This is a genomic window from Streptomyces sp. NBC_00539 (assembly GCF_036346105.1).
In the GTDB taxonomy this organism is placed as follows: Bacteria; Actinomycetota; Actinomycetes; order Streptomycetales; family Streptomycetaceae; genus Streptomyces.
The window spans coordinates 4605235-4618497 of the sequence record NZ_CP107811.1 but is presented as its reverse complement, the minus strand read 5'-3'; the positions used below and the strand labels follow the sequence as shown (position 1 = coordinate 4618497).

The 13263-nt window shown below is 71.3% G+C and carries 10 protein-coding genes and 1 pseudogene; 6 read left to right on the top strand and 5 right to left on the bottom strand.

What is annotated here, in order from left to right; genetic code table 11:
* Positions 1-4 precede the first annotated feature (4 nt).
* Complete coding sequence (locus tag OG861_RS20705) at positions 5-1447, top strand: amino acid permease (protein ID WP_329195257.1); 1443 nt, start codon at positions 5-7, stop codon at positions 1445-1447.
* Positions 1448-1523: 76 nt separating this feature from the next.
* Here OG861_RS20705 and OG861_RS20700 read toward each other — a convergent pair whose 3' ends face one another.
* Positions 1524-2105 (bottom strand): biotin transporter BioY, encoded by a 582-nt coding sequence (locus OG861_RS20700; RefSeq protein ID WP_329195259.1) that lies wholly within the window; start codon positions 2103-2105, stop codon positions 1524-1526.
* 287 nt (positions 2106-2392) lie between these two features.
* Between OG861_RS20700 and OG861_RS20695 the strand changes: the two genes are divergently transcribed.
* The gene (locus tag OG861_RS20695) at positions 2393-3790 is read left to right on the top strand and encodes an amino acid permease (RefSeq protein WP_329195261.1); all 1398 of its coding nucleotides are present in this window, start codon (positions 2393-2395) and stop codon (positions 3788-3790) included.
* A 68-nt stretch (positions 3791-3858) separates the two neighbouring features.
* On the opposite strand, the pseudogene OG861_RS20690 reads toward OG861_RS20695, so the two are convergent.
* Positions 3859-4640, bottom strand: a pseudogene (locus OG861_RS20690) (SDR family NAD(P)-dependent oxidoreductase).
* Between the two features lie 166 nt (positions 4641-4806).
* On the opposite strand from OG861_RS20690, the gene OG861_RS20685 reads away from it, so the two are divergent.
* Positions 4807-6213, top strand: coding sequence for an amino acid permease (locus tag OG861_RS20685; RefSeq protein WP_329195265.1), 1407 nt, complete (start codon positions 4807-4809; stop codon positions 6211-6213).
* 258 nt (positions 6214-6471) lie between these two features.
* A complete protein-coding gene (locus tag OG861_RS20680) occupies positions 6472-7128 on the top strand; it encodes a superoxide dismutase (RefSeq protein WP_329195267.1) in 657 nt (218 codons plus the stop codon).
* A 123-nt stretch (positions 7129-7251) separates the two neighbouring features.
* Here OG861_RS20680 and OG861_RS20675 read toward each other — a convergent pair whose 3' ends face one another.
* Positions 7252-7899 (bottom strand): mycothiol-dependent nitroreductase Rv2466c family protein, encoded by a 648-nt coding sequence (locus tag OG861_RS20675; protein ID WP_329195269.1) that lies wholly within the window; start codon positions 7897-7899, stop codon positions 7252-7254.
* A gap of 125 nt (positions 7900-8024) precedes the next feature.
* On the opposite strand from OG861_RS20675, the gene pepN reads away from it, so the two are divergent.
* Positions 8025-10598 (top strand): aminopeptidase N, encoded by a 2574-nt coding sequence (gene pepN, locus OG861_RS20670; protein WP_329195271.1) that lies wholly within the window; start codon positions 8025-8027, stop codon positions 10596-10598.
* 209 nt (positions 10599-10807) lie between these two features.
* Positions 10808-11770, top strand: a complete 963-nt coding sequence (locus tag OG861_RS20665) for a hypothetical protein (protein ID WP_329195273.1) — start codon at positions 10808-10810, stop codon at positions 11768-11770.
* Here OG861_RS20665 and OG861_RS20660 read toward each other — a convergent pair.
* Together OG861_RS20660 and OG861_RS20655 are read right to left on the bottom strand one after the other, a co-directional pair.
* Positions 11746-12657 carry a pyridoxamine 5'-phosphate oxidase family protein gene (locus tag OG861_RS20660; protein WP_329202183.1) on the bottom strand — a complete coding sequence of 304 codons (912 nt, stop codon included), beginning with the start codon at positions 12655-12657 and terminating at the stop codon, positions 11746-11748. The two genes, OG861_RS20665 and OG861_RS20660, sit on opposite strands and share 25 nt — an antisense overlap.
* Before the next feature lie 23 nt (positions 12658-12680).
* Entirely contained in the window at positions 12681-13139 is a 459-nt protein-coding gene (locus tag OG861_RS20655) for a VOC family protein (protein WP_329195275.1), read from the bottom strand.
* Positions 13140-13263: the final 124 nt, after the last annotated feature.

Here is a 13263-nt window from a genome sequence, read left to right as displayed (position 1 = left end):
GTCCATGAGCTCCACGACGACCCTTCAGAAGGCAGGCGACCCCTCCGGCACCCCCGGCGACGCCAAGCCCTCCGATGGTCTGAAGGCCGGTCTCAAGAACCGCCACCTGTCCATGATCGCCATCGGCGGTGTCATCGGAGCAGGACTCTTCGTCGGCTCCGGCGGCGGCATCGCCAAGACCGGTCCCGCCATCCTCGTGTCGTACGCACTCGTCGGCGCGATGGTCGTCTTCGTGATGCGCATGCTCGGCGAGATGGCCGCCGCGAGCCCGAACTCGGGCTCCTTCTCCGCTTACGCCGACCGCGCGCTCGGCCGCTGGGCCGGTTTCTCCATCGGCTGGCTGTACTGGTTCTTCTGGGTCGTCGTCCTGGCGGTGGAGGCCACCGCCGGCGCGAAGATCCTCGAAGGCTGGATACCGGCCGTCCCCCAGTGGGGATGGGCGCTGATCGTGATGGCGGTCCTGACCGTCACCAACCTCGGCTCGGTCGCCTCCTACGGCGAGTTCGAGTTCTGGTTCGCGGGCATCAAGGTCGTCGCCATCGGCGCGTTCGTGATCGTCGGCATGCTCGCCGTCTTCGGCGTCCTGCCGGGCTCGGACAACCCCGGCGCGGGCTTCGCCCACCTCACGGACGCCGGCGGGTTCATGCCCAACGGCTGGGGCTCGATCCTCACCGGTGTGCTGATGGTCGTCTTCTCGTTCATGGGCAGTGAGATCGTCACCCTCGCCGCCGGCGAGTCCGAGGACCCGCGCCGCGCGGTCACCAAGGCCACCAACTCGGTGATCTGGCGCATCGGCGTCTTCTACCTCGGCTCGATCTTCATCGTGCTGACGCTGCTGCCGTGGAACGACAAGTCGATCGTCGACAAGGGCTCGTACGTAGCCGCCCTCGACTCGATCGGCATCGCGCACGCCGGTCAGATCATGAACGTGATCGTCCTGACGGCCGTGCTGTCCTGCCTGAACTCGGGCCTGTACACCGCTTCGCGCATGGCGTTCTCGCTGGGCGAGCGCGGTGACGCCCCGAAGGCGTTCGCCAAGGTCAGCAAGAACGGTGTGCCGACCGCCGCGATCCTGGGGTCCGTGGTCTTCGGCTTCCTCGCCGTGTACTTCAACTACGCGTTCCCGGACACGATCTTCGACTTCCTGCTGAACTCCTCGGGTGCGATCGCGCTCTTCGTGTGGCTGGTCATCTGCCTGACCCAGCTGCGGATGCGCAGGATCCTCGAACGCGAGGCGCCGGAGAAGCTCACCGTCAAGATGTGGCTCTTCCCGGGCCTGACCTGGATCACCGCCGGCATGATCGCCTTCGTCCTGGCCTACATGGTCTACGACAAGGACAACCGCGAGACCGTGATGCTGTCGCTGCTGGTCGCGGCGGTCGTCCTGGTGATCGGCGCGGTCCGCGACTGGCGCCGCAAGGCCGCCGGGGCCGTCACGTCCGCGTAGTCCCGGGGTACTCCCCGCGCAACAGCCCCGGACCACGCTCGTGGTCCGGGGCTGCTTCGTTTCGCGTACGGGCCGCTCAGCGGCGGTCGAGCAGCTTCCACGTCGCGGGCAGCAGGCCCATCGCCAGGGCCGCCTTGACGGCGTCGCCGATCAGGAACGGGGTCAGGCCGCCCGCCACCGCCGCGGCGAAGGTCATCCCGGTGGACAGGGCCAGGTACGGGACGCCCACCGCGTAGACGAGGGCCGAGCCGAGCACCATCGTGCCCGCCGTACGCAGGACGGAGCGGTCGCCGCCGCGCCGGGCGAGGGCGCCGACGACGGTGGAGGCGAGCAGCATGCCGAGCACGTAGCCGAAGGTGGCGCCGCCCGCGCCCGAGGCGCCGTGCGCGAACCACGGCACTCCGGCCATGCCGACGAGCGTGTACAGCGCCATGGAGAGGAAGGAGCGGCCGGCGCCGAGCGCGGCGCCGACGAGCAGTGCGGCGAAGGTCTGGCCGGTGATCGGCACGATCAGGCCCGGGACCTTGACGGAGATCTGGGCGGCGACGCCCATGAGCGCGGCTCCGCCGACGACGAGCGCGACGTCACGTACGCGGCTCGCGGGCAGCAGGTCGGCGAGGACGGCGCCGGGCCGGGAGGAGACGGAAGCAGTGCTCATGAGGGGACTCCGCGTGGGGGTGATCGGATGACGGGACGATCATCGACGTTAGTCCGGGGCCGGTCGCCGCCCCACCGCCGCCAGGAACAAGCCGTACTGCGCGGTTTCGTGGAGAGTGGACAAAAACCCTTCCCCGCACCAGAGTTGCAGTGATCCCCATCACGACCCACTAGAGACTTCACGTCCGTTTTGCGCAGACGAACGCCCTCCGGCGAGACTGTAGGGTCCCTCCAATCTGCGCGAATCCCCTTCGCCACCAGGCCGAACGAGAGTACGAGCCCACCCTCATGCGCGACCGCCTGACCGACAAGCCCGCCCCCGCGGACGGGCTTTCCCCCGAACCCCTGAGCCACAGCCTCAAGCAGCGCCACCTGACCATGCTGGGCCTCGGCGGAGTGATCGGCGCCGGGCTCTTCGTCGGCTCCGGCGCCGGCATCTCGATCGCCGGACCGGCGATCATCTGCTCGTACCTGCTGGCGGGCGCCCTCGCCATGCTGGTGATGCGCGCGCTCGGCGAGATGTCGGCGGCCATGCCCGCCTCCGGTTCCTTCTCCGTGTACGCGGAGCGGGCCCTGGGGCGCTGGGCCGGGTTCTCGGCGGGCTGGCTCTACTGGTTCCTGCTGGTCGTGGTGCTCGCGGTGGAGGCCACCGGCGCGGCGAAGATCGCGAACGGCTGGCTGCCCTCGGTGGACCAGTGGGTCTGGGTGCTGATCTTCATGGTGGTCTTCACCGTCACCAACCTGGCCGCCGTGAAGAACTTCGGCGAGTTCGAGTTCTGGTTCGCGGCCCTGAAGGTCGGCGCGATCGTCCTCTTCCTGATCCTCGGCACGCTCGCGATCTTCGGCCTGCTCCCGGACACCGATCCCATCGGCATGGCCAACCTGACCGGCCAGGGCGGGTTCTTCCCCGAGGGGTTCGGCGGGGTGGTCGCGGGCATGCTCGCGGTCATCTTCGCCTTCGGCGGCCTGGAGGTCGTCACCATCGCGGCCGCGGAGTCCGACAACCCGGCGAAGTCCGTGGCCCGGGCGGTGCGCAGCGCCGTGTGGCGCATCCTCTTCTTCTACGTCGGCTCGATGGTGGTCATCGTGACCCTGCTGCCGTGGGACTCGCTGGAGCCGGGGCAGAGCCCGTACGTCGCCGTCCTGGACTCCATCGGGATCCCCGCGGCCGGCCAGATCATGAACATCGTGGTGTTCGTGGCGCTGCTCTCGGCGCTCAACGCCAATCTGTACGGCTCCTCGCGCATGGTGTTCTCGCTGGCCGAGCGCGGCGAGGCGCCCAAGGCACTGCTGAAGGTGTCGGGCGGCGGGGTGCCGCGCCGGGCCGTGTTCGCCTCGGTGGCCTTCGGCTTCGTGTCGGTGGTGCTGAACCTGCTGTGGCCGGACACGGTCTTCCTCTACATGCTGAACGCGGTCGGCGCGGTGCTGCTGTTCGTGTGGGCGCTGATCGCGGTCTCGGAGCTGAAGCTGCGCCGCATGCTGGAGCGGGACATGCCCGAGCGCCTCACGCTGCGGATGTGGTGCTTCCCGTACCTGACGTGGGCGGCGCTGCTGGGCATGGCGGCGGTGCTGGTGCTGATGCTGTTCGACGACTCGGCGCGGCCGCAGCTGCTGTGGTCCTCGGGTGCGGCGGCGGCCGTCCTCGTGGTGGCGTGGGTGCGCGAGCTCAGGGCGCGCCGGGCCTGAGGGCACGGGAGCGGTGAAGGAACGGGCCCCTGCCGGAAGGCGGGGGCCCGCTCGGCGTTCGGGGGCCGTCAGGTCCGCAGGTACGAGGCGCCGTTGACGTCGAGGACGGTGCCCGAGCTCCAGGCCGCCGCGGGCGAGGCGAGGTGGAGGACCGCGGCGGCGACCTCCTCCGGGGTGCCGACCCGGCCGAAGGGGCTCTGGGCGCGGATGCGCATCCCCTCCTCCCCGTCGAGCCGGCCGGCGACCCGCTCGGTGGCCACGAAGCCGGGCGCGACGGCCGCGACCGCGATGCCGTGCGGGGCCAGGGAGACGGCGAGGGACTGGCCGAGGGCGTGCAGGGCCGCCTTCGTGGCGCCGTACGCCGGGTGGTCGGGCTCGCCCCGGAAGGCGCCGCGCGAGCCGATGTTGACGACGCGGCCCGCCCGGCCGCCGTCGATCATGCGGCGGGCGACGCAGTGCACGAGGTGGCGGCGCCGAACAGGTTGACGGCGGCGGTGTGCTGCCAGGCCGCCTGCCAGTCGGCGTACGAGGTGGTGGGGAGCGGGTGCGCGACCATGACAGCGGCGTTGTTGACCAGTACGTCCACACCGTCCAGCGCGTCCTCGGCCGCGGCGGCCAGGTCCGCCACCTGCGCGGGGTCGGCGAGGTCGGCGGTGAGCAGGACGTGGCCCTCCCCGGGCAGCTCGGCGAGCGTGCGTTCGGCGTCGGCCCGGCGGGCGGTGCAGTGCACGGCAACCCGGTCGCCCCGGCGGGCGAAGGCGGTGGCGACGGCCCGTCCGATGCCCCGGGAGGCTCCGGTGACCAGGACGCCCCGGCCCGTCGCCGCCAATTCCCTTATGCCGTGGTCCATTCGGCCCCCTGCCGCGTCGTGGGTGTCTTGTCGCGAGCGTACGGGGGCGATCACCGATGGTCATCCCGTTGTCCGAATAACGGACGCGAAGTGTCCGATGATCGGACAATGGTGAGACTGGGGCACTTCCTCCCGTCCACCCGCACACCGGACAGGCAACACCTTCATGAGCCAGACAGCCACCGCACCCCGAGCCGAGGAGGCGCCCCCCTCGGGCGGCGCCGGATCGCCCCTCGCCGGCGGCCTCAAGCAACGCCACCTGTCCATGATCGCGCTCGGCGGGGTCATCGGCGCCGGCCTCTTCGTCGGCTCCGGCGCCGGCATCGCGGCCGCGGGTCCCTCGATCGTCCTCGCGTACGCCGTGTCCGGGCTGCTGGTGATGTGCGTGATGCGGATGCTCGGCGAGATGTCCGCCGCGAACCCCGCCTCGGGTTCGTTCTCCGTCCACGCGGAGCGCGCGATCGGCCCGTGGGCCGGGTTCACGGCCGGCTGGATGTTCTGGACGCTGCTGTGCGTCGGCGTCGCCATCGAGGGGATCGGCGCGGCGCACATCATGACTGGCTGGTTCCCGGGCACCCCGTCGTGGATGTGGGTGCTGCTCTTCATGGTGCTGTTCACCGTCGGCAACCTGACCGCCGTGAAGAACTTCGGCGAGTTCGAGTTCTGGTTCGCCGCCCTCAAGATCGGGGCGATCGCGCTGTTCCTGGGCCTCGGGGTGCTGGCCGTCCTGGGACTGCTGCCCGGGACCGCCTCCCCCGGCGCCGCGAACCTGGTCCACGAGGGCGGCTTCCTGCCCAAGGGGACGGACGGGCTGCTGGTCGGCCTGCTCGCGTCGGTGGTCGCGTACGGCGGACTGGAGACGGTGACGATCGCGGCCGCCGAGTCCGAGGACCCGGTCAGGGGCGTGGCCCGGGCCGTGCGGACCACCATGTGGCGGATCGCGATCGTCTACGTCGGCTCGATGCTGGTCATCGTCACGCTGCTGCCGTGGAACGACCCGGCGGTGGTCGAGGACGGCCCGTACGCCGCCGCCCTGGACCACCTCGGCATCCCGGCCGCGGGCCAGATCATGAACGTCGTCATCCTGATCGCCCTGATGTCCGCGATGAACGCCAACATCTACGGCTCCTCGCGCATGGCCCACTCGCTGGTGTCCCGGGGTCAGGGCCCGAGGGCGCTGGGCAAGGTCAGCGGCGGTGTGCCGCGCCGGGCGGTGCTGGCCTCCTCCGGCTTCGGGTTCGTCACCGTGCTGCTGTCCTACTGGTACTCGGACACCTTGTTCGCCTGGCTGCTGAACATGGTGGGCGGGGTGATCCTCGTCGTCTGGGGCTTCATCGGCGTCTCCCAGCTGGTGCTGCGCCGCCGCCTGGAGCGGGAGGCGCCGGGGAAGCTGGTGGTACGGATGTGGGGCTTCCCGTACCTGACGTGGGTCGCGCTGGCCGGGGTCGCCGGTGTGCTGGTCCTGATGGCGCTGGGCGGGGACACCCGGGTCCAGGTCGTCTTCACCGCCGGACTGACGGCCGTCCTCGCGGTGGTCGGCCGGGTACGCGGGCGGCGGACCGCGGCCGCCTGAGGGACCGGCGGCGCAGAAGGCGCGTTCCGTGCGACGGCACGGGGCGCGCCTTTGTCGTGTGTCCCCTCGTCCTGGTCGTAGTCGTGGTCGTGGTCGTGGTCGCTGTCGTGGCCCCTTGGCCCGGTGCTTCGGCGAGGGCGGCGAAGGCATACGAAGGCAGGCGACCCTTACGTGTGTTCGGCCATAGATACTGTTAGCGTTCAGTTGCGCATTGATTGCAATAAGCAGTTGGCACGCCGAGGGGACCGGAATACACGCATGGCCATCTACACGCTTCCTGAGCTTCCGTACGACTACGCGGCACTCGAGCCGGTGATCAACCCGCAGATCATCGAGCTGCACCACGACAAGCACCACGCGGCCTACGTCGCCGGCGCCAACACCACGCTGGAGCAGCTGGAGGAGGCGCGCGAGAAGGAGAACTGGGGCGCGCTGAACGGCCTGGAGAAGAACCTGGCCTTCCACCTCTCCGGCCACATCCTGCACAGCATCTACTGGCACAACATGGCCAGCCCGAAGACCGGCGAGGGCGGTGGCGAGCCGACCGCCGCGGACGGCGTCGGCGACCTCGCGGACGCGATCACCGAGTCCTTCGGCTCCTTCGCGAAGTTCAAGAAGCAGCTGACCTTCGCGGCCTCCGCCACGCAGGGCTCGGGCTGGGGCGTGCTCGCGTACGAGCCGATCAGCGGCCGTCTTATCGTCGAGCAGGTCTACGACCACCAGGGCAACGTCGGCCAGGCCTCGGTGCCGGTCCTGGTCTTCGACGCCTGGGAGCACGCCTTCTACCTGCAGTACAAGAACCAGAAGGTGGACTTCATCGAGGCGATGTGGAACGTCGTCAACTGGCACGACGTCGCCAGGCGCTACGCCGACGCCAAGGCCAACACCCCGCTGCTGATCCCCGTCAAGGGCTGATCGGCGCCACGGCCCGGCCGCCTCGTGATCGTCTTCTCAACCTTCACCGGCGGGCGTGTACAGCGGAAGACCCCCGTGAGGACGTGACTCACGGGGGTCTTCCGTGCTCGGATCCCGGGGCGCCTACTCGAAGACGGGCCCCTGGGTGCGGGTGCGCTTGATCTCGTAGAAGCCGGGGGTGGACGCGACCATCAGCGTGCCGTCCCACAGCCGGGCGGCGGCCTCGCCGCGCGGGGCCGGCGTCACGACCGGCCCGAAGAACGCCACCTCGCCGCCGTCGGCGCCCGGTACGGAGATCACCGGGGTGCCGACCTCCTGGCCGACGCGCTCGATGCCGTTGTTGTGGGAGGCGCGCAGCACCTCGTCGTACTCGTCGGAGTCGGCGTAGGCGAGCAGCTCGGCCGGGAGGCCGACCTCCTCCAGCGCCTCCGCGATGACCTCGCGGGTCGCGCCCTTGTCCTCGTTGTGGATGCGGGTGCCGAGGGCCGTGTAGAGCTTGCCGGTGTACTCGTCACCGTGCTTCTGCTGGGCGGCTATGACCACGCGCACCGGCGCCCAGCCCTTGGGGCCGAGGATCTCGCGGTAACGCTCGGGCAGCTCTTCGAGCTTGTTCTCGTTGAGGACGGCGAGGCTCATCACGTGCCAGCGGACCTCGACGTCGCGCACCTTCTCGACTTCGAGCATCCAGCGCGAGGTCATCCACGCCCACGGGCAGAGCGGGTCGAACCAGAAATCGACCGGGGTCTTCCCGCGCACCTGCGTGTCGGCCATGTCTCTCCTCAAGTCGTTCACCCGAATCCGGTCACGTTGCCCCCTGCCCAACCAGCTCCGGGCCGCTCCCATTCCCCCCGTGCGAGGATTCGACCAAAACCGCGATCACGCACGAAGGAGTGCAGGTGCCCGGAGAGAATCTGTCCCGTGACGAGGCCCGCGAACGGGCCGAGCTGCTGTCCGTCGACGCGTACGAGGTGTCCCTCGACCTGAGGTCGGCGGTGGACGAGGCCGAACCGGCGGACGCCCCGCGGACCTTCCGGTCGGTGACGACGATCCGCTTCCGGGCCGCGACCGCGGACGGCTCGACGTTCGCCGACCTGATCGCCCCGTCGGTGAACAGGATCACCCTGAACGGGCGCGAACTGGACCCGGCCGCCGTCTTCGACGGCTCGCGGATCGCCCTGGACGGCCTCGCCGCCGAGAACGTCCTGGTGGTCGACGCGAACTGCGCCTACAGCCGCACCGGCGAGGGCATGCACCGCTTCGTGGACCCGGAGGACGGCGAGGTCTACCTGTACACCCAGTACGAGCCGGCCGACGCCCGGCGGGTGTACGCCAACTTCGAGCAGCCGGACTTGAAGGCGCCCTACCGCTTCGAGGTCACCGCGCCCGAGGGCTGGCAGGTGTGGAGCAACGGGGTCGAGGAGTCCCGGGAGGGGCAGACCCGCCGCTTCGCCGAGACCGAGCCGATCTCCACGTACATCACCTGCGTGGTGGCGGGCCCGTACCACTACGTCACGGACACCTACACGCGCGGGGACCTGACGATCCCGCTCGGCGCGATGTGCCGCAAGGGCCTGGCGAAGCACTTCGACGCGGACGACGTCTTCCTCGTCACGAAGCAGGGCTTCGACCTGTTCCACGAGCTGTTCGACTACCCGTACCCGTTCGGCAAGTACGACCAGGCCTTCGTGCCGGAGTACAACCTGGGCGCGATGGAGAACCCGGGCATGGTGACCTTCCGGGAGGAGTACATCTTCCGCGGGAAGGTCACGCAGGCCTCCTACGAGCGGCGCGCGAACGTCATCCTGCACGAGATGGCGCACATGTGGTTCGGCGACCTGGTCACCATGAAGTGGTGGGACGACCTGTGGCTCAAGGAGTCCTTCGCCGACTTCATGGGCTCGTTCGGGCTGGTCGAGGCGACCCGGTTCGACCAGGCATGGGTGACCTTCGCCAACAACCGCAAGGCGTGGGCCTACCGGGCCGACCAGCTGCCCTCCACCCACCCGATCACGGCCGACATCCCCGACCTGGAGGCCGCGAAGCTGAACTTCGACGGCATCACCTACGCCAAGGGCGCGGCGGTGCTCAAGCAGCTCGTCGCGTACGTCGGGCGGGAGGCGTTCCTGGAGGGCGCGCGGCGCTACTTCAAGGCGAACGCCTACGGGAACACCACCCTCGGCGACCTGCTGTCGGTGCTCGGGGAGGTCTCGGGCCGGGACATGGCCGAGTGGTCGCGGGCGTGGCTGCAGACGGCCGGCGTGAACGCGCTGGCGCCGGTGGTGACCTACGGCCCGGACGGCCGGATCGACGAGCTCGCGGTGGTCCAGGAGGGGGACGAGCTGCGCCCGCACCGCGTCGCGGTGGGCCTGTACCGGCTGGAGGACGGCGCCCTGGTGCGGTACGCGCGGACCGAGGCGGACGTCGCCGGGGCGCGGACGACGGTGGCCGAACTGGCCGGGCAGGAGCGGCCCGACCTGATCCTGGTCAACGACGACGACCTCACCTACTGCAAGATCCGCTTCGACGAGGGGTCGCTGGCGACGCTGCGCACCCACCTGGGCGGCGTACGGGACCCCCTCGCCCGGGCGCTGTGCTGGTCGGCGCTGTGGAACCTGACGCGCGACGCCCTGATGCCGGCCCGCGACTTCGTCTCGCTGGTCCTGGCCCACTCGGGCCGGGAGAGCGACCTGGGGGTGCTCCAGATGCTGCACCACCAGGCGTTGACGGCCGTCACCCACTACGCGGCGCCCGAGTGGCGCGAGCAGGGCGGGCGGGTGCTGTCGGCGGTCGCGTTGCAGGAGCTGCGCTTCTCGGAGCCCGCGTCCGAGCACCAGCTGATCTGGGCCCGGTTCTTCGCGGCGGGTGCCACCACCGAGGGCGACTTCCAGCTGCTGCTGGGGCTGCTCGACGGTTCGGCGCAGATCGACGGGCTGGAGGTCGACCAGGAGCTGCGCTGGGACTTCCTGCTGCCGCTGACCGCGCACGGGGCGGTGGACGAGGGCCTCCTGGCCGCGGAGCTGGCGCGTGACGACACGGCGTCGGGCCGCCGCCACCACGTGCGGTGCCTGGCGGCCCGGCCGTCGGCGGCGGTGAAGGACCAGGCGTGGGCGGCGGTGGTGGAATCGGACGCGCTGTCGAACGCGCTGGTCGAGGCCACGATCGCGGGGATGCAGCAGTCTTCGCAGCGGGCCCTGCTGGCGCCTTACACCGAGCGGTACTTCGAGGCGATCGAGCGGGTGTGGGCACAGCGGTCGATCCAGATCGGCATGGACGTGGTGAAGGGCCTCTACCCTGCCCTCCAGGACTCGCGGGCCACGCTGGAGGCCACGGACGCGTGGCTGGCCGCGCACGAGTCGGCGCCGCCGGCGCTGCGGCGGCTGGTGGTGGAGTCTCGTGACGACCTGGCCCGCGCGCTGCGCGCCCAGGCGTGTGACGCGGGCGCCGCCGACGGCGCTGCGACCGCCGGATAGTCGCCCCAAGCGCTTCTCGCCCGGCTGCGCCAGGCCCGGCCCAGGCGTCGGACACCGGACGTCGGCGCCGGTGACCAGGCGGTCCGGGCGAGAAGCGAACGGCGGTATCGGCTTTCGAACGGCCGTACTTTAGTGCGGGCTTGTCCCGATTTGTCGACGGGAACGTAACAGGGGTTAGCGGGCCCCCGCCGTGCGGGAATCTCCGCCGCATGAACCACAACGCGCCCCTCCCCCTCACCCACCTCACCGGCAGCCGGCCCCGCGTGCTCACCCTCGCGCAGCTCCGCGAGCACGGCGTCAGCGCCTCCGACGCCGCCGGCCGGGCCTGGCAGCAGATCCTGCCGGGGGTGTTCCTGCTCCACCCCGGCCCCCCGACCAGCGAGGAGCGGCTGCACGCCGCCCTGCTGTACGCCGGGCGCCGCACCGCCGACGAAACCATGATCACCGGGCTCGCCGCCCTCGCCCTGTACCGGTTCGGCGCGGCCCCCGCGCTCACGGCGCTCGCGCACATCGACGTACTCGTCTCGAACACCCGTCGGCTGCGCTCCACCGGCGGCGTCCGCATCATCCGCACGCACACCCCGCCCCGGCCGACGCAGGTGACCGGCCTGCCCGTCGCGCCGGTCGCCCGCGCCGTCGCCGACGCCGTCGCCCGGCTCTCCGACGCGGGTACCGTACGCCGCCTGCTGAGCGAGGCCGTCCGCGCGGGGCACTGCGAACCGGCGGCCGTCGTGCGGGAGCTGACGGTGGCCCGGCTGCTGGACCGGCCGCACGTGGTCGACGCCGTCGAGTCCCTGCTCGCCGAGGGCCGGGCCATCGCCGAGGACCGGCTGTACCAGCTCGTACGGGGGTACGAGCTCCCGGAGCCGGTCTGGAACGTGGACCTGCGGCTGCCCGGTGGCCCCCACCTCGGCGGGGTCGACGCATACTGGCCCGAGCAAGCCGTCGCCGTCGAGATCGACACCCGCGCTCCCCGCCAGGGCGAGGACGAGCAGTGGTCGGAGACCGTCCGCAAGCGGGACGCCCTGGAGCGGCTCGGGGTGACCGTCATCCACATCACCCCGCGCAAGCTGCGCGACTGGCCCGAGCAGCAGGCCGCGGTCGTCCGGACCGCGTTGACGGCTTCGGTCGACCGGGAGCCCGCCGCCTACCTGGTGGTCCTGCCCCGGTGAGGGGCGCCCGGGAGGCCCGGGTTCGCCGGGGAGTACTCCGGGGCGCTCCAGCGCAGCCGCCCCGGATGCAGGCTCTGCACCACCGCCTCCACCCGGAACCGGACCTCGCGGCCCCCGTCGGCTCCGAACTCGGTCCGGGCCCGCCCGCTCAGCTGGAGCAGCCCGCCGCCCTCCCAGTCGGGGAAGAGGAGTCCGGCCCGCTCGTCGAGCGCGAGGTTGCCCAGGGTCAGGAACATCGCGTTGCCCGGATAGTCCGGCCAGCGCAGTTCGGTGGGCGAGAGCACCTCCACGAAGCCCGGCATCCCGCCCCGGTGGCTCGCGTCGGCCCCGCCCGCCTCCGCCGTGGTGGAGATGAAGAAGGTGTCGGCGCCGCGCACGGCCCGCTCCTGGTCCGGGGTGAGCGACGCGGAGCGCCGTACGGTTCCGGGACCCTCGGCGACCAGCTCCAGCGGCTGCCGCTTCTGCAGGTACTTCGGGCAGTTGGAGAAGACCTCCTCCGCCGCCACCGCGAAGCCGCCGGGCGTCACGGCGAGGGTGCCGTTGAGCCGCATCCGGCGCCGGGTGCGCGGGTCGAGGGCGATGGTGCCGACCCGGGTGCCGGCGGCGGCCAGCGCCCCGGCGAGCGGGTCCCCGTCCGGCAGGCCCCCGCGGACCGCGATCCGGTCCGGCCCGGTGGCCCGGACGAAGCCCGGCGGACCGGTGAGCAGCGAGGCCCACAGCCGTCCCGCGCCGTCGGCGGCGCCGACGACGAGGTGGGGCTGGAGGGCGAGGAAGGCGGCCGCCACGTCCCGGATGCCGGGTCCGATCGAGCGGCCGACGTGCTCGGCGAGCGTACGGACGCCGACCCGCTCCTGGATGGCCAGGGAGCCCTGGTGGTACCGGTCCATGACGGCCCTCACTTCCCCGTTCCTTAGAAGAAACCGCAGGTGGGAGCGGATTCGACGGGTGCGGGAGCACCCTCGGCGCCGGTCGGCACGGAGATCTCCAGGCGGGTGCCGTCCGGGTCGTGGAAGAAGATCCCGCCCGAGGCCGCGCCCTCGCGGTGGGCGACGACGCCCTCGTAGGCGAAGTCGACGCCCAGGCCGCGCAGCCGCTCCTCGTACGCCCGCACTTCCTCGATCGCTCCGGCGGAGAAGGCGAGGTGGTGCAGTCCGGCCGCCCGCGGGGCGTACGGGTCGTCCGCCTGCTGCCAGAGGGTGAGGACGAGCTCGCCGTCCCGGCCCAGGAAGGCGAAGCGGCGCCCGTCCTCCTTGCCCTCGCCGAGCAGACCGAAGCCCAGGGCGTCGCGGTAGAAGGCGAGCGAGCGCTCCAGGTCGGTGACGTTGAGGCCCACGTGCCCGGTGCGGAGGGCGGCGGTGGTGGTGGTCATGAGGGTTCCCTTCCCGAGGATGTCCGACGTTCGGATCTAACCTCCTAGGGCGACGTTAGGGGTTAGATCCCGGTGCGTCAACCGGTCACGTACCCTTGAGGGGTTAGCGGTGCGAGGAGGCGGA

Excerpts from the sequence above, each read along its gene's own strand:
- OG861_RS20705 (WP_329195257.1), top strand. The coding sequence starts at position 5 with ATGAGCTCCACGACGACCCTTCAGAAGGCAGGCGACCCCTCCGGCACC.
- OG861_RS20700 (WP_329195259.1), bottom strand. The coding sequence starts at position 2,105 with ATGAGCACTGCTTCCGTCTCCTCCCGGCCCGGCGCCGTCCTCGCCGAC.
- OG861_RS20665 (WP_329195273.1), top strand. The coding sequence starts at position 10,808 with ATGAACCACAACGCGCCCCTCCCCCTCACCCACCTCACCGGCAGCCGG.
- OG861_RS20675 (WP_329195269.1), bottom strand. The coding sequence starts at position 7,899 with ATGGCCGACACGCAGGTGCGCGGGAAGACCCCGGTCGATTTCTGGTTC.
- OG861_RS20660 (WP_329202183.1), bottom strand. The coding sequence starts at position 12,657 with ATGGACCGGTACCACCAGGGCTCCCTGGCCATCCAGGAGCGGGTCGGC.
- OG861_RS20695 (WP_329195261.1), top strand. The coding sequence starts at position 2,393 with ATGCGCGACCGCCTGACCGACAAGCCCGCCCCCGCGGACGGGCTTTCC.
- OG861_RS20655 (WP_329195275.1), bottom strand. The coding sequence starts at position 13,139 with ATGACCACCACCACCGCCGCCCTCCGCACCGGGCACGTGGGCCTCAAC.
- OG861_RS20680 (WP_329195267.1), top strand. The coding sequence starts at position 6,472 with ATGGCCATCTACACGCTTCCTGAGCTTCCGTACGACTACGCGGCACTC.
- OG861_RS20685 (WP_329195265.1), top strand. The coding sequence starts at position 4,807 with ATGAGCCAGACAGCCACCGCACCCCGAGCCGAGGAGGCGCCCCCCTCG.